Origin of the sequence: Pseudomonas fluorescens (genome assembly GCF_019212185.1) — a bacterium.
GTDB lineage: Bacteria > Pseudomonadota > Gammaproteobacteria > Pseudomonadales > Pseudomonadaceae > Aquipseudomonas.
In genome coordinates this window covers 1,577,191-1,592,766 of record NZ_CP078138.1, presented here as the reverse complement: position 1 = coordinate 1,592,766, position 15,576 = coordinate 1,577,191, and the positions used below count along the sequence as shown (strand labels likewise).

At 59.0% G+C, this 15,576-nt stretch carries 19 protein-coding genes; 13 read left to right on the top strand and 6 right to left on the bottom strand.

Annotated features, from left to right (window positions below):
* Positions 1-59: 59 nt before the first annotated feature.
* Entirely contained in the window at positions 60-752 is a 693-nt protein-coding gene (locus tag KW062_RS06945; RefSeq protein ID WP_027621129.1) for an OmpA family protein, read from the bottom strand.
* Positions 753-942: 190 nt separating this feature from the next.
* On the opposite strand from KW062_RS06945, the gene KW062_RS06940 reads away from it, so the two are divergent.
* The 4 genes from KW062_RS06940 to KW062_RS06925 are packed head-to-tail and all read left to right on the top strand — an operon-like array spanning position 943 to position 2,658.
* A complete protein-coding gene (locus tag KW062_RS06940; protein ID WP_027621128.1) occupies positions 943-1,440 on the top strand; it encodes a DUF6231 family protein in 498 nt (165 codons plus the stop codon).
* A gap of 4 nt (positions 1,441-1,444) precedes the next feature.
* Complete coding sequence (locus KW062_RS06935; protein ID WP_027621127.1) at positions 1,445-1,927, top strand: YchJ family protein; 483 nt, start codon at positions 1,445-1,447, stop codon at positions 1,925-1,927.
* A gap of 30 nt (positions 1,928-1,957) precedes the next feature.
* Positions 1,958-2,443, top strand: coding sequence for an LEA type 2 family protein (locus tag KW062_RS06930; RefSeq protein ID WP_027621126.1), 486 nt, complete (start codon positions 1,958-1,960; stop codon positions 2,441-2,443).
* Between the two features lie 5 nt (positions 2,444-2,448).
* Positions 2,449-2,658: an SEC-C metal-binding domain-containing protein gene (locus KW062_RS06925; protein ID WP_007906737.1), complete on the top strand. Its 210-nt coding sequence runs from the start codon at positions 2,449-2,451 to the stop codon at positions 2,656-2,658.
* Positions 2,659-2,670: 12 nt separating this feature from the next.
* Here KW062_RS06925 and KW062_RS06920 read toward each other — a convergent pair whose 3' ends face one another.
* Positions 2,671-3,246 carry a cysteine hydrolase family protein gene (locus KW062_RS06920; RefSeq protein ID WP_105756108.1) on the bottom strand — a complete coding sequence of 192 codons (576 nt, stop codon included), beginning with the start codon at positions 3,244-3,246 and terminating at the stop codon, positions 2,671-2,673.
* 193 nt (positions 3,247-3,439) lie between these two features.
* Between KW062_RS06920 and KW062_RS06915 the strand changes: the two genes are divergently transcribed.
* From KW062_RS06915 to KW062_RS06890, 6 genes are all read left to right on the top strand, one after another.
* Positions 3,440-5,890, top strand: coding sequence for a penicillin acylase family protein (locus tag KW062_RS06915; protein ID WP_105756109.1), 2,451 nt, complete (start codon positions 3,440-3,442; stop codon positions 5,888-5,890).
* Between the two features lie 227 nt (positions 5,891-6,117).
* Complete coding sequence (locus KW062_RS06910; protein WP_027621122.1) at positions 6,118-6,900, top strand: transporter substrate-binding domain-containing protein; 783 nt, start codon at positions 6,118-6,120, stop codon at positions 6,898-6,900.
* A 58-nt stretch (positions 6,901-6,958) separates the two neighbouring features.
* Positions 6,959-7,687 (top strand): ABC transporter permease, encoded by a 729-nt coding sequence (locus KW062_RS06905; protein WP_027621121.1) that lies wholly within the window; start codon positions 6,959-6,961, stop codon positions 7,685-7,687.
* Entirely contained in the window at positions 7,684-8,394 is a 711-nt protein-coding gene (locus KW062_RS06900) for an ABC transporter permease (RefSeq protein WP_218424826.1), read from the top strand. The genes KW062_RS06905 and KW062_RS06900 overlap by 4 nt, the downstream gene beginning before the upstream one ends.
* A gap of 26 nt (positions 8,395-8,420) precedes the next feature.
* Positions 8,421-9,539, top strand: coding sequence for a succinylglutamate desuccinylase/aspartoacylase family protein (locus KW062_RS06895; protein ID WP_027618988.1), 1,119 nt, complete (start codon positions 8,421-8,423; stop codon positions 9,537-9,539).
* A 13-nt stretch (positions 9,540-9,552) separates the two neighbouring features.
* Positions 9,553-10,317, top strand: coding sequence for an ABC transporter ATP-binding protein (locus KW062_RS06890; protein ID WP_105755424.1), 765 nt, complete (start codon positions 9,553-9,555; stop codon positions 10,315-10,317).
* A 54-nt stretch (positions 10,318-10,371) separates the two neighbouring features.
* Here KW062_RS06890 and KW062_RS06885 read toward each other — a convergent pair whose 3' ends face one another.
* From KW062_RS06885 to dcd, 3 genes are all read right to left on the bottom strand, one after another.
* Positions 10,372-10,749, bottom strand: coding sequence for a hypothetical protein (locus KW062_RS06885; RefSeq protein ID WP_105755423.1), 378 nt, complete (start codon positions 10,747-10,749; stop codon positions 10,372-10,374).
* Between the two features lie 150 nt (positions 10,750-10,899).
* Positions 10,900-11,109, bottom strand: a complete 210-nt coding sequence (locus KW062_RS06880; RefSeq protein WP_027618990.1) for a hypothetical protein — start codon at positions 11,107-11,109, stop codon at positions 10,900-10,902.
* 107 nt (positions 11,110-11,216) lie between these two features.
* Positions 11,217-11,783: a dCTP deaminase gene (gene dcd / locus KW062_RS06875; protein WP_027618991.1), complete on the bottom strand. Its 567-nt coding sequence runs from the start codon at positions 11,781-11,783 to the stop codon at positions 11,217-11,219.
* A 353-nt stretch (positions 11,784-12,136) separates the two neighbouring features.
* Here dcd and KW062_RS06870 point away from each other — a divergent pair, with 353 nt between their 5' ends.
* Positions 12,137-12,346 carry a cold-shock protein gene (locus KW062_RS06870; RefSeq protein WP_002554837.1) on the top strand — a complete coding sequence of 70 codons (210 nt, stop codon included), beginning with the start codon at positions 12,137-12,139 and terminating at the stop codon, positions 12,344-12,346.
* Positions 12,347-12,443: 97 nt separating this feature from the next.
* On the opposite strand, the gene KW062_RS06865 is transcribed toward KW062_RS06870, so the two are convergent.
* Positions 12,444-13,451 carry a DUF481 domain-containing protein gene (locus KW062_RS06865; RefSeq protein ID WP_105755422.1) on the bottom strand — a complete coding sequence of 336 codons (1,008 nt, stop codon included), beginning with the start codon at positions 13,449-13,451 and terminating at the stop codon, positions 12,444-12,446.
* A gap of 165 nt (positions 13,452-13,616) precedes the next feature.
* Here KW062_RS06865 and KW062_RS06860 point away from each other — a divergent pair, with 165 nt between their 5' ends.
* Both KW062_RS06860 and KW062_RS06855 read left to right on the top strand, forming a co-directional pair.
* Positions 13,617-13,970: an MGMT family protein gene (locus KW062_RS06860; protein ID WP_027618993.1), complete on the top strand. Its 354-nt coding sequence runs from the start codon at positions 13,617-13,619 to the stop codon at positions 13,968-13,970.
* 43 nt (positions 13,971-14,013) lie between these two features.
* The gene (locus tag KW062_RS06855; protein WP_105755421.1) at positions 14,014-15,576 is read left to right on the top strand and encodes an AmpG family muropeptide MFS transporter; all 1,563 of its coding nucleotides are present in this window, start codon (positions 14,014-14,016) and stop codon (positions 15,574-15,576) included.

Sequence of the window (15,576 nt, the reverse complement as noted above, 5' to 3'; positions counted from 1 at the left end):
CCGGTCACACAGGAGTAAAGACCCGCATCCGTGACTGTTCAAGCCACGGACGCAAGGAGCTAGCGGTTGATTTTGATTTCAGTACGACGATTCATCGCACGGCCGTCAGCGGTTTTGTTGTCCGCCACTGGCTGGCTTTCACCGGCGCCCTGCACCGAAACGAAGCTGGCACGTGGTACGCCTTCTTCGATCAGGTACTCGACCACCGAGTGCGCGCGTTTGTCCGAGAGTTTCTGGTTGTAGGCATCGCTGCCGACGCTGTCGGTATGCCCGGTCACGCTCAGTCGCGCCGAAGGTGCTTCCTGTTTCAGACGGGTCGCAATGGTCTCCAGTTTGGTTTTGTCGGCAGCGGTCAGCTTGGCCGAGTCGAACTGGAAGTGCACATCGCGGATGACAATGGTTTCTTCCTTAACTACGACGACCTCTTCAACTACCGGTTCGGGGGCCGGAGGGCAACCGTTGGCATCCACCTGTACGCCTTTCGGTGTGCCCGGGCACTTGTCGCGGCTGTCCGGAACGCCATCACCGTCTTCGTCACCATCGCCATGCACCCAGCAATAGGCGGCAGCCAAACCGCCTACGAACAGCGCGCCACCGCCGGCCCACGCCGAACTTTTCGTCGCGCCGAGACCGGCCCCGACCACGCCGCCCACCGCCGCACAGGTCGGCCAGTCGGTTTTCTGCAAACCTGCGCAACCAGTCAAGACACTGGTTAGCAGAACCAAGGGTAATGCTGTCCGAACTATGCTCATCGAGTTTTCTCCTGAGGGATCGGCATACGACCGATTCAAGCAGTAAAGACCCCAGTTTTAATATCCGCCAGCAATAGGCCATCCTCACGGGATCAGCCAATCACTCGCCTGCGCAACATCCAGTGCAAAGAGCCTCTAGGCCCAGGCGTTCGGGCAGGCTAGTCTCTGCAGTTCTGATTGAGGATCCTTGATGACCGCCGCAATTTCTTCGCGTACTCCCCAGCAGGCGCTGGCCGCCTTGCTCGATCGTTATGCACCCAAACGGCTCCTGCTGATTGGCGCTGACGACTTCCCGGCGCTGCAGGCGTTCCAAACCGCCCATCCCGATAGCGTGATCGTCCGCGCAGCCCCTGGCCCGCTGACAGCCGAGGTCGCCGCGCAGCGTTTCGACCTGGCACTGGCACTCGACTGCCTGGAGCATCTGCCCAAGCGCGACGGCCTCAACCTGCTGGGCGGCATCCGTAACCTCAATGCCAGCCGCATCGCGGTACTGGCCGACCTGGATGTCTGCCACTGGCAGGAAACCGACTTCTTTTCCCTGGCCCTGCAGGCCAGTGAACGCTTCCAGCGCGATCAGCAGGTATTGACCCTGTTCACCTATGATCTGCTTGAATACAAACAAGTCCCCGACTGGCTCAACTCTCGTTTCTGGGCCAATCCGCAGAATTTTGGAAAATACTGGTGGTAACCCAATGAGTACATCCATCTGCCCTTGCGGCAGCGGCACGCCACTCGATGCCTGCTGCGGGCATTATCACGCCGGGCATCCCGCACCCTGTGCCGAAGCACTGATGCGCTCACGCTACAGTGCCTACGTGCTGGGCCTGATCGACTATTTGGTGGCGACCACCCTGCCCGCCCAGCAATCCGGCCTGGATCGTCAGTCGATCAGCGACTGGAGCGCGCGCAGCACCTGGCTGGGCCTGGACGTGGAAAGCTCCGAAGTGCTCGGCGGTCAACCTGAACATGCCTTCGTCACGTTCACCGCACGCTGGCACGACAGCACCGGCGAGCACAGCCATCGCGAGCGCTCCTCGTTTGTGCAGAACGCTGGTCACTGGTACTTCATCGACCCCACCGTACCGCTCAAGACCGGACGCAACGACGCCTGCCCCTGCAACAGTGGACACAAATTCAAGAAGTGCTGCGCGGGGTATTTTCGCCTGACCGCATGAAGCACCGCAGCAGACAAAAGGAGTCGGACCATGTTCAGCCAGCGCCGCGTCTTGCGCACGATCAGCCTGCTCATGGCCCTGACTCTCAGTGGCTGCGCGTCCTGGTTCAGCGATGACGAACTCGATCCGCAGGTCCATCTGCTCAAAGTCGAAGTGGTGCGGGCCAAGCTGCTGGATCAGAAGTTCATGCTGTACTTTCGCATCGACAACCCCAACGACGACAGCCTGACCATCCGCGGCATGGAGTACCGCATTCACTTGAGCCAATTCCTGTTGGCTGAAGGCGAGACCGAACAATGGTTCAGTGTCGACCCCAAAAGCAGCAGTTATTTCCAGGTGCCGATCCGCACCAACCTCTGGCAACACCTGCGCGAGATGGTCAAGCTGCTGAAAAAACCCGACCAGCCCATCCCCTATCGTCTGGAAGGCACCTTGGAAACCGGATTATTCTTCGGCAAAGACGTGCACCTGTCCCATTATGGCGAGATAATTCCCGGCGATTTTATTCCGGAGTAACCTCGATGACCCAGCAACCCCACGTTCATGGCCCCGACTGCAACCACGACCATGACCATCACGACCACCATGATCACGACCACGGCCATGTACATGGCCCGAACTGTGGCCACGCCCATCAGGAGCCGGTACGTAACGCGCTGAAAGACGTGGGCCGCAACGACCCGTGCCCATGCGGCAACGGCAAGAAGTTCAAGAAGTGCCACGGCGCCTGATGCGCTGACACTTTATTGCAGGAACCTCAGACGACGTTCCTGCAACAACTCAGCAGCCGCCACGACCGTCGCGTATTCGCCATGCAAGTTGGCCAGCGACATGGCGTGGACCTCCTCGGCTGAACGTGGATTGCCAAAAAAATCTGCCTTGTCGAAGGTGTAGCAGGCGTCCTCGACCACCCAGGTGGCAAACCCCAGATTGCCCGCCGTGCGTGCGGTGGACTCCACCGAATTATTCGTCGCCACGCCGACCACGACCAACTGGGTAATTTCGCTCTCGCGTAATCCCTCTTCGAGTGCGGTCCCGCAGAACGCGTCCGGCACCTGCTTTTGCACCACCCACTCCCCGACCTGCGGCCTGAAGCGCTGCTGGAACTCCACCCCCGATTGCTGCGGCCAGAACACCGAGTCCGGTGAGCGCGACAGGTGCTGCACATGGATGACCGGTCGCCCCATGGCACGCCAATGCTCGAGCAGTTCGGCGATGCGCTCCTCAGCTTGCGGATTATTGCGCGGACCGAGTTTGGGGTGATGGATGCCCTGTTGCTGGTCGATCAAGATCAAGGCGCTGTTTGCCTGAGGATCCATGGCTGGGTTTTCTCCAAAAGGCAGGGAATTACCTACTTGAGCACCTTCATTAGTCCGAAGCAAGCTCGCCAGTGGTCTCAAATTCCGCGATTTATCGGACAAACCTCTAAATAACCCAGCCCGCCGCTTGCACGCCCCTCGGCCGCTGACTAACGTAGCGCCTTTATTCAGTACCCCGCCTCGGAGCTTTGCCATGGCCTCGCCAGCCCTTACACCTTTTCTTCCCCGGTTCGGCGTTGCCGCAGCAGTGGCCAGTGTGCTCAGCCTCAGCGGCTGCCAGAGCTGGAATGCACAAGACACACTGCCTCCGGCTTCCGGCGTGCAGCCACTCAAAGGCCTGGCGCAGAACGTGTCGGTACGCCGCAATGCCATGGGCATGCCGTTGATTGAAAGCAGCACCTTCCACGACGCGCTGTTCACCCTAGGCTATGTGCACGCCAGCGACCGTATCAACCAGATGGTCACCCTGCGCCTGCTGGCTCAGGGGCGCCTGGCGGAAATGTCCGGGGCGCAAATGCTCGATGCCGACCGTTACATGCGTGCGGTCAATCTGAAGAAAAGTGCCGATGAGCTGTACAAGGCCTCGTCGCCGCGTCTCAAGCGCTTCTTCGAGGTTTATGCACGCGGGATCAATGCCTACCTGTTCCGTTATCGCGACAAGCTGCCCGCCGATCTGGCCGCCACCGGCTACAAGCCGGAGTACTGGAAGCCCGAAGACTCGGCACTGATTTTCTGCCTGTTGAACTTCAGTCAGTCGGCCAACCTGCCTCAGGAAATCTCTGCGCTGATGATGGCGCAGAGCGTGACCAACGACAAGTTGGCCTGGCTGTCGCCCTCCTATCCGGACGAAAAACTGCCGGTGGCGGAAGCGGATAAACTGCAAGGGGTCAAACTCAACGGCAGCATTCCTGGTCTGGCTGAACTGGCCAGCGCCAATGAACAACTGGCCGGCTTGAATATCCTCGGTGGCACTGCCTCGAACAACTGGGCCATTGCCCCGCAACGCAGCCGCAGCGGCAAGAGTCTGCTGGCCGGCGATAGCCAGTTGCCGATTGGCGTGCCGTCGCTGTGGAGTTTCGTGCAGATCCGCGCGCCGAAGTACCAGGTTGCCGGGGCCACGATTGCCGGCTTGCCGATGGTGATGTCCGGCTTCAATGGCAAGGTGGCCTGGAGCATGGCGGCGGTCATGGGCGACAACCAGGACCTGTTCCTGGAGAAACTCAAACGCCAGGGCAACAGCCTGAGCTATGAAGCCGCCGGTAAATGGCAACCAGCGATGGTGCGCAACGAAACCTACTTCGTCAAAGGCCAGCGGCCGATTCGCGAAGTCATCTACGAAACCCGCCATGGCGCGCTGCTCAACAGTGCCCAAGTGGCAACGCCCGGCAACGGTTTCGGCCTGGCCCTGCAACTGCCGGACTTCAAGGACGACAAGAGCCTGGACGCGTTCTTCGATCTGTCCCGTGCGCAGAGCGTCGAAAAAGCCTCGGACGCCAGCCGTGAAATCCGCGCCATCTCGCTGAACATGCTGTTTGCCGATGCCAGCAATATTGGCTGGCAAGTCACCGGACGCTTCCCCAACCGCCGTGAAGGCGAAGGTCTGCTGCCCTCGCCCGGCTGGGAAGGTCGCTATGACTGGGATGGCTACGCCGACCCGATGCTCCACCCCTACGACCAGGATCCGGCCCAGGGTTGGCTCGGCACTGCCAACCAGCGAATCATCCCCCACGGCTACGGCATGCAGTTGTCCAATTCCTGGGCCGCACCGGAACGCGGCGAGCGCATCGCCGAACTGGCTGGCGCTGGCAAGCAGGACAGCCGCAGCATGATTGCCATGCAATACGACCAGACCACCGTGTTTGCCGCCAAGCTGAAGAAAATGTTCGAGGCGCCGGGTATGTCCCAGCCGCTGAAACAGGCCATCAATGCCCTGCCCGCTGCCGATGCCGCCAAAGCGCGTGAAGCCTTTAGCCGGCTGATGGCGTTTGACGGCAAACTCAGCCCGACCTCAACGGACGCTGCGATCTACCAACTGTTCCTGCAAGAAAGCATGAAACAGATTTTCCTCGACGAACTCGGACCGCAATCCAGCCCGGGCTGGAAGGCTTTTGTCGCCAACGGCACGCGTTCCTATTCGGCCCAGGCCGACCACCTGCTCGGTCGGGAAGACAGCCCGTTCTGGGATGACGTGCGCACACCGGCCAAAGAGGACAAACCGGCCATTCTCGCCCGCAGCCTGGCCGCCGCCATTTCCGTCGGTGAAAGCCAGATGGGCAGCGATCGCCGAGCCTGGCAATGGGGGAAACTGCACCGGTATGAGTGGAAAGATGCGCGCGCAAACACGGTACGCACTGCCACAGCCGCCGGCGGCGACCAGAGCACGTTGAATGCCGCGGCTTACGCTTGGGGTCAGGACTTCAACGTCACTCGAGTGCCGGGCATGCGTCTGATTGTCGATTTCGCCCAGGCTGAACCGCTGCTGGCTCAGAACGGCATCGGCCAGTCCGGCAATCCGGCGAGCCAGAACTACCTGAATAACATCGATCCATGGCTGAAAGCTCAGTACCAGAGTCTGCCCATGCAACCGCAGAACTTCGACAAGGTGTACGGCAAGACCCGCCTGACCCTGATACCGGGCAAGTAATGGCCCTATGCAAGGTCACCTGAGAGCAGATTAGCACCCGCATGGTGCAAGAAAAAATTCGTGCCCGATTCAGGGCACGAATGGGATGAGTACACACAAGGAATCAACTTTTAAAACGCTTGTTCGGGACTCTGGTTCGGAAATTGCTACTTTCATAAGGTCTTACGCTTTCCAGTAACAATAATTCTGCGCCACAAGCGCTCATATTGGTTCTTAGGGATTGAATAATGAAAAAAGCATTGCTGACCCTTTCCGCACTGGCATTGTGCATGGCTGCGGGTTCCGCGCTGGCCAAAGAGTACAAAGAACTGCGTTTTGGCGTTGATCCTTCCTATGCACCCTTTGAGTCCAAGGCCGCCGATGGCAGCCTGGTGGGTTTCGACATCGATCTGGGCAATGCGATCTGTGCCGAGTTGAAGGTCAAGTGCAAATGGGTCGAAAGCGATTTCGACGGCATGATCCCGGGCCTCAAGGCCAATAAATTCGACGGCGTGATCTCCTCCATGACGGTGACCCCGGCTCGCGAGAAGGTCATCGACTTCTCCAACGAACTGTTCTCCGGTCCTACGTCCTTCGTCTTCAAGAAAGGCTCGGGCCTGACTGAAGATACTGCGTCGCTCAAAGGCAAGACCGTCGGCTACGAGCAGGGCACCATCCAGGAAGCCTACGCCAAGGCCGTACTCGACAAGGCCGGGGTGAAAACCCAGGCTTACGCCAACCAGGACCAGGTCTACGCCGACCTGATTTCCGGACGCCTCGACGCGTCGATCCAGGACATGCTGCAAGCCGAACTGGGTTTCCTGAAGTCGCCACAAGGCGGTGACTACGAAGTCAGTAAGCCAGTCGATAGCCCGATGCTGCCAGCGAAAACGGCTGTCGGTATCTCGAAAGGTAACAAAGAGCTGAAGGCCCTCCTGGATAAAGGTATCAAAGCGTTACACGATGATGGCACCTACGCCACCATTCAAAAGAAACACTTCGGTGATTTGAATCTGTACAGCGGTAAATAACACCCGGCGCCCATCCCTGTGATGGGCGCTTTTTTTCCGTTATCAGGTCGTCGATCTTATGTTCGAACAACTTTTACAAACCCTGGGGCTCTCGGCGTTCAGCCTGAAGGGCTTTGGTCCGCTGTTGCTGCAAGGCACCTGGATGACCATTAAGTTATCGGTGCTGTCGTTGCTGGTGGCGGTGCTACTCGGCCTGCTGGGCGCCAGCGCCAAGCTCTCGGCCTCACGACTGCTGCGCGTTCCTGCCCAGTGCTACACCACGCTGATACGCGGCGTCCCCGACCTGGTGCTGATGCTGCTGATTTTCTACAGCCTGCAAACCTGGCTGACGTCCTTTACCGATTTCATGGAATGGGAATACATCGAGATCAACCCGTTCAGCGCCGGGGTCATCACCCTGGGCTTTATCTACGGCGCCTATTTCACCGAAACCTTTCGCGGCGCGATCCTTGCCGTTCCTCGCGGGCAAGTCGAAGCCGCTACCGCCTATGGCCTAAAGCGCGGGCAGCGCTTTCGCTTCGTGGTCTTTCCGCAGATGATGCGTTTCGCCCTGCCCGGTATCGGCAACAACTGGATGGTGATGCTCAAGGCCACCGCGCTGGTGTCGATCATCGGCCTGGCCGACCTGGTCAAGGCGGCCCAGGATGCCGGAAAGAGCACTTACCAACTGTTCTATTTCCTGGTGCTCGCGGCCTTGATCTACCTGCTCATCACCAGCGCTTCGAACTTTGTCCTGCGCCGGCTTGAACGCCGCTATGCCGCAGGCGCCCGGGAGGCCGTACGATGATTGAACTTCTGCAGGAGTATTGGCGACCGTTCCTGTACAGCGACGGTTACCACATGACCGGTCTGGCCATGACCATGTGGTTGCTCAGCGCTTCGATCTTCATTGGCTTCCTGGTGTCGATTCCGCTGTCGATCGCCCGGGTCTCATCGAAGTTCTACGTGCGTCTGCCGGTGCAGTTCTACACCTACCTGTTCCGCGGCACGCCGCTGTATATCCAGCTGCTGATTTGCTACACCGGGATCTACAGCCTGGCCGCCATTCGCGCGCAGCCAGTGCTCGATGCGTTCTTCCGTGACGCCATGAACTGCACCATCCTCGCTTTTGCCCTGAACACCTGCGCCTACACCACGGAGATCTTTGCCGGGGCGATTCGCAGCATGAATCACGGCGAAGTCGAGGCGGCCAAGGCCTATGGTCTGACCGGCTGGAAGCTGTATGCCTACGTGATCATGCCTTCGGCCCTGCGCCGCTCGTTGCCGTACTACAGCAACGAAGTGATCCTGATGCTGCACTCGACCACCGTGGCGTTCACCGCGACCATCCCGGACATTCTCAAAGTGGCGCGTGATGCCAACTCGGCGACCTTCCTGACTTTCCAGTCGTTCGGCATTGCCGCATTGATTTACCTGACCGTCACCTTTGCCCTGGTCGGCCTGTTCCGACTGGCCGAACGCCGCTGGCTGGCGTTCCTCGGTCCGACTCACTAACTACCGGTTTCAGGACACCCACGCACATGCGCCACCAGATTCATGACCTGCTTGCCCCGCTGCCAGGCACCGCCCGGCAGATCCACAGCTTTCACTTCGCTCCGGCCCAGGCCAACGGCAAGATCTACATCCAGTCCTCCCTGCATGCCGACGAACTGCCCGGCATGCTGGTGGCCTGGCATCTCAAGCAGCGCTTGGCCGAGCTTGAGGCCGCTGGCCGCTTGCGCAGTGAAATCGTGCTGGTGCCGGTGGCCAATCCGATCGGCCTGGAACAGGTGCTGATGGACGTGCCTCTGGGTCGCTACGAGCTGGAAAGCGGACAGAATTTCAATCGCTGGTTCGTCGACTTGAGCGAAGAAGTCGCTAACGAAATCGAGGGGCAACTCAGCGACGACCCGCAGCACAACCTGGTCCTGATTCGTCGCAGCCTGCGCCAGGCACTGGCACGGCATACGGCCAGTACGCAGTTGCAATCACAGCGCCTGACCTTGCAACGCCTGGCCTGCGACGCCGATATGGTGCTCGACCTGCATTGCGACTTCGAAGCCGTGACCCACCTGTACACCACCCCCGAGGCGTGGCCGCAGGTCGAACCTCTGGCGCGCTACATCGGTTCCAAAGCCAGCCTGCTTGCCACCGACTCCGGCGGTCAGTCGTTCGACGAATGTTTCACCCTGGTCTGGTGGCAATTGCAGGAGCGCTTCGGCGAGCATTTCAGTATTCCGCTGGGCAGTTTCTCGGTGACTGTCGAGTTGCGTGGCCAGGGGGACGTAAACCACGCATTGGCCAGCCACGACTGCCAGGCGCTGATCAATTACCTGATTGGCTTCGGCGCAATCGAAGGACAGCCCACGCCCCCGCCTGAACTGCCTTACCCAGCCACGCCACTGGCTGCGGTAGAACCGGTCGCCACACCGATTGGCGGCTTGCTGGTGTACCACGCGCGGCCGGGCGACTACCTGCAGGCCGGACAACTGATCGCCGAAATCATCGACCCGATCAGCGACCAGGTCACCCCGGTGCACTGCGCCAACGCCGGCCTGCTGTACGCCCGCTCGATCCGACGCATGGCCACTGCCGGCATGGTGATCGCCCATGTCGCCGGCCTTGAGGCTTACCGCACCGGCTACCTACTTTCGCCTTGAGGATGCTCGCTCCATGTACAAACTGACCATTGAAGGCCTGCACAAGTACTACGGCAGCCATGAAGTGCTGAAGGGTGTTTCGCTCAAGGCGAAAACCGGTGACGTGATCAGCCTGATCGGCGCCAGTGGTTCGGGCAAAAGTACTTTTTTGCGCTGCATCAACTTTCTCGAGCAGCCCAATGACGGCGCCATGAGCCTGGATGGCCAGGCCATCCGCATGATCAAGGACCACTCGGGCCTGCGCGTGGCCGACGAAGCCGAACTGCAACGAATTCGCACCCGCCTGGCCATGGTCTTCCAGCACTTCAACCTGTGGAGCCACATGACCGTGCTGGAAAATATCAGCATGGCTCCACGTCGAGTGCTGGGGGTGAGCAAAAAGGACGCCGAAGATCGCGCTCGCCGCTATCTGGACAAAGTCGGCCTCGCGGCGCGCGTGGCTGACCAATACCCCGCATTTCTTTCTGGCGGCCAACAGCAGCGTGTGGCAATCGCCCGCGCGCTGGCCATGGAGCCGGAAGTCATGCTGTTCGACGAACCGACTTCGGCCCTCGACCCGGAACTGGTGGGGGAAGTGCTCAAGGTGATTCAGGGGCTGGCGGAGGAAGGCCGGACGATGATCATGGTGACCCATGAAATGAGTTTCGCTCGCAAGGTATCGAATCAGGTGCTGTTTCTGCACCACGGACTGGTAGAGGAAGAAGGAACGCCTGAAGAGGTGTTGGGTAATCCGAAAAGTGAGCGCTTGAAACAGTTTCTCAGCGGCAACCTGAAGTAGCTGAGGTCTCGAATCCGCGGGAACAGTCCGGCTGTTCCCGCGCATCGCCCGTGGTTAGCCTGGAACGCTAAGCGTCAGTTGAAAGGCCCCGTTTTCCACTGCAACACCATCTGCATCGATGCCGCTGAACTCGCCCGTGAATTGCCCTTCAGCGTCGATCGTCAGCTTCAATGCACCCTGCGGATACAGTTCCGCCTCGGAGTTGTCCGTTACATGGACAATCGAGGGTAATCCGATTTGAAGTTGGTATTCACCCGTCACGATGTCTGCCGGGAGGTAGACATAGAACCCTTCGCGCTGATCGTTCACCGCTTCAATGCAGTGGACACCGCCCCGACTGAAGTAATTGAGACCTTCTTTCAGCCGAAACTCCAGGCGGTTTTCGGCGCTGCCGATATCCGCATGAAAAAAACCCGGTCGATTTGCACCCATTGGAAATTCCTTTTTCATTGACTGGCTGGATAACCGTTCGCCCCCGTCACAGCGGAACGCTGGGCGAGCAACCGCGCGATCAAATCACGGACCGGTCAGGCAAAGGTTTCAACGGCAGACACAGGTATTTCCAATAATGACTGTTAAATATTAGGCGACAGGCGCAGGAGGCGGTTCGTCCGGCAGAGTCGGCTCGCCTGGCTCGGTGGGTTGTTCGTTGGGGGTGTCGGGGTCAGGTTGACCGGGGATTCCGCCAGCCTGAAACATGGACGGATGAGCCAGCAACGACCAGGCCATGATGCCCACTTGGTTGGGCTCGAGCCTCGCGAGTTCGGCGCTGATTTTCGAATCAATTTTCATTGGGTACTCCTGGACATGGGCTGGATCCGCCTTGCGCGAATCACAGCAGTGCACTCAATAGAGTCTACGCCCGCCCAGGAATTCCCTCATTCGGTCAGACGACTGACTCAGGTGCGCGGCAGGGTCACGCCACGCTGGCCCTGGTACTTGCCACCGCGGTCCTTGTAGGACACTTCACACTGCTCGTCGGATTCGAAGAACAGCATCTGCGCCACGCCTTCGTTCGCATAGATCTTCGCCGGGAGGGTGGTAGTGTTGGAAAACTCCAGGGTCACGTGACCTTCCCACTCAGGTTCCAACGGCGTGACGTTGACGATAATGCCACAGCGGGCATAGGTGCTCTTGCCCAGGCAAATCGTCAGTACATTGCGCGGAATACGGAAGAATTCGACGGTTCGGGCCAGGGCGAAAGAGTTCGGCGGAATGATGCAGACATCGCTCTTGACGTCGACAAAGCTCTTCTCGTCGAAATTCTTCGGATCGACTGTGGCCGAATTGATGTTGGTGAACACCTTGAATTCATCGGCGCAGCGCACGTCGTAGCCGTAGCTCGATACACCGAAAGAGATCAATCGATCAGCGCCTTCGCCACGCATCTGACGCTCCACGAAGGGCTCGATCATGCCGTGCTCTTGCGCCATGCGGCGAATCCACTTGTCCGATTTGATGCTCATGGCGGGTGTCCTGAATAGCGAGGTGGAAAAATTCTGTCCGGCATCTTACCGGGGCGCGCCGTCGGGTTCAAAGACCGGGGGCGGATAAATCACTGATCCTGGCGATATCCACTACCGTGCGTCATCCAGCTCACCGTCAGTCACGAAAACCGAGAAACCTTAGCAAAGACCATTGGCACGTTACGGAAAAAGGGTTAAGGTGGCGCCACTGTGCTGCTTGTGTCACTGAGAATCTCTACACGATATGTTGAATTTCGATCCAACCATCTACAAGAATTTTTCCTGCTCTTTGCACTCAGTCTCGGCCAGGGTTCTTCCTGAGTCGCAGTTATCTTTGTTCAAGGAGTTACACCATGTCTAATCGCCAAACCGGTACCGTTAAGTGGTTCAACGATGAAAAAGGCTTCGGCTTCATCACTCCACAATCCGGTGACGACCTGTTCGTTCACTTCAAAGCTATCCAATCCGACGGCTTCAAAAGCCTGAAAGAAGGCCAACAGGTTTCTTTCATCGCTACCCGCGGTCAGAAAGGCATGCAAGCTGAAGAAGTTCAAGTTATCTAACTTGTCCTGATTTAGTAAAAAGCCCCACCGTCAAACGTGGGGCTTTTTTGTGCCTGTGTGTTTTGTCCGGCGGGAGGCTTTCGCCCCCCCCTGCCCCTTACCAGGTAACGCCGAATCCTGCGGTATAGCGAGTCTTGCTGAAGTCTGCGTCCTCGGAACCGCTGACAATATCGCGTTCAGCCTTGAGATTGAGCGATGCCCAGTCCGTGACCTTGTAGCGCAAGCCCATTTCCGCATCGAGGGCGAAATCCGCCACACCCGAGAGCGGCTTACCCACCTCGCCATTGGTGAAGAACTCCACTGACTTACCCATCAGGTAACGGTTGTAGTCCCACTTCATCGCCAACGAATAGAAGTTGTCCTTGCCGCCATCCGCGTATTCATAGTCAGTGCGATTGAGCAGCGAACCCAGCGAGAACGCTCCCAACTCGTCATCCCAGAACTGATACCCCGGACCGGTACCGACGGTACGCTGGCGAGCCAGGTCCTCGACCTTGTCACGCTTGTAGGTCAAACGCCCCTGCCAGAACCACTGATCAGTGATAAACCGGTCCAGGGCATACTCAGCGCGCCAGTTATCGGTGGTGACTTCTTCGTCCTGGAACTCACGGTTGTATTCCCCTTCCGCGGTATGACGCCATTTGCCATGGCGGGCAGAGGTTTTGAAGTCGATGTCGTAGTCATCGGTGTCTTTTTCCGCCCGCTGGTAATCCAGGGCGATATCAACATTGCCTTTCCACACGAGGTCTTCGACCACTGGCTTGGGCTTGAGGATCTGCTGGATGCTCGCCAATTCCACGGTCTTCGGCGCCTCTCCATTGGCCAGCGTGACCTTGCCTTCATCGGCAGGCTGCAGGGCCTTGGCTTTTTCACCGGTGTAAGCATCCTGCTTGACCAGCAACTCCTGATCACTCTCCAGTGTCTTGACCTGCTTCCAGTCGATGGGAATCGCACCGGCGTACTCGGTCTGGATCAGCAATTTGCCGCCGTCAAACAGCTTGATCTTGCCGCTCAGGCGATCGCCATTCTTCAACCAGACGGTATCCCCGAATGCGGGAGTGCAGGCACTTATGACGGCAAGGCAGAGCAAGGTTCTAGACAACATAAGCAAAGAAGGGACTCAAGTTTGCGAAAAAAAGGCGGCATTATCCCCATGGAGAACGCCTGAGCAAGCACTGACCGAGGTATTCGTAATGAGTTCATTTATCATTGACTCGACGGCGCACCACCTTATTAACGGTACTGCGCCCTTAAGCAAGGAAACCCGGACGTGAGCGAGAACGAGCCCGAACCCCAGGACCCGGCACAAATCCGCCGAACGGCACTCTACCTGACCCTGGCCCAAGTGCCGGAGGGCAAGGTGGTGAGTTATGGCCAACTGGCCGAAATGGCCGGCCTGGGCCGCGCAGCGCGCTGGGTCGGGCGCACGCTGAGCCAACTGCCCGGCGACAGCACCTTACCCTGGCACCGCGTGCTCGGTGCCGGTGGGCGCATCAGCCTGCCCGTGGGCACTCCTTCAGGCGACGAACAACGGGCACGCTTGCGCCTGGAAGGCATCAGTATCCTGAACAATCGTGTTGATATTCAGCGTCATGGCTGGCGTCCGGTAGAGCACAGCGGTTAGAGTGCGCGCTTTGTTTCCGTAATTTTGAGGCAGACTCCAGCCCATGCCCCGTAAAACCTGGCGCGCCGCGCTCGCCGCATATGCCAGCCCCTCGACGCTTGTGCTGTTGTTGCTGGGTTTCGCCGCCGGCCTGCCGTACATGCTGGTGTTTTCAACGCTTTCCGTCTGGTTACGTGAGGCCGGTGTGGCCCGCGAAACCATTGGTTATGCCAGCCTGATCGGCCTGGCCTATGCATTCAAATGGGTATGGTCACCCCTGCTCGACCAATGGCGCCTGCCGTTACTTGGCAAACTCGGTCGACGACGCTCATGGCTGGTACTCTCCCAGGGCCTGGTGATTCTCGGTCTGGTCGGCATGGGATTCTGCGATCCGCAAAAACATCTGTCGTGGCTGATTGCGATTGCCGTCGTGGTGGCCTTTGCCTCGGCCACCCAGGATATCGCCGTCGACGCCTACCGCCTGGAAATCGCCGACGACACCCGCCAGGCGGCGCTGGCCGCCAGCTACATGTCCGGCTACCGGGTCGCGGCTCTGCTGGCAACTGCAGGAGCGCTGTTCTTCGCCGAGGGCTTCGGTTCCACCGGTTTCAACTACCAGCACTCGGCATGGACCGGCACCTACGCGCTGTTCGGCCTGTTGATGGTTCCGGCGCTGCTGACCAGTTTTTTCATGCGCGAGCCGCCAGTACCCCTGCGCACTCAACTGTCTGCCGGACGCTACAGCTTTGTGCATCAACTGGCGTCGGTGTTCGTGCTGATCGTGCTGCTGGTGTCACTGCCGGCGATGTTCACCCAGCTCTATAACACCGACTTCGCCAGCGTCCTGTTCGGCGATGCCAGCCCCCTCGACCTGCTGCTGGAAGACCGCGCCTTCCTGCGCGCAATTCTCTATGTAACCTTGACTGCCATGTGCCTGTCCGCCATGGGCCGTCGCGGCCTGGCACCGGTCCTGACGCCGGTCAACGACTTTGTCATGCGTTACCGCTGGCAGGCGCTGCTGCTGCTCGGCCTGATCGCCACCTACCGCATGTCCGACACGGTCATGGGCGTCATGGCCAACGTGTTCTACATCGACCTGGGCTTTACCAAGGACCAGATTGCCGGGGTCAGCAAGATCTTCGGCCTGATCATGACTCTGGTTGGCGCTGGCATGGGCGGCCTGCTGATCGTGCGCTTTGGCATCCTGCCGATTCTGTTTATCGGTGGCGCCGCCTCCGCCGCGACCAATATCCTGTTCGTGATGCTCGCCGACATGGGCGCCAACCTGCAGATGCTGATCGTCACCATTTCCCTGGACAACTTCAGTTCCGGCCTGGCGACTTCAGCGTTCGTGGCCTACCTGTCGAGCCTGACCAACCTGAAGTTTTCCGCTACTCAATACGCCCTGCTCAGCTCGATCATGCTCCTGCTGCCGCGCCTTATCGGCGGTTACACCGGGGTCATGGTGGAAAAATTCGGCTACCACAATTTCTTCATCATCACCGCCTTCCTCGGCGTACCGACGCTGATCCTGATCGCCATTCACTGGTACCAGGAAAGCCGTCGCGAAGGCCCGACGCCCACGCCTGAACCCGTGGCGAGCGGCAAGGCCATCGAAGAATCCTGA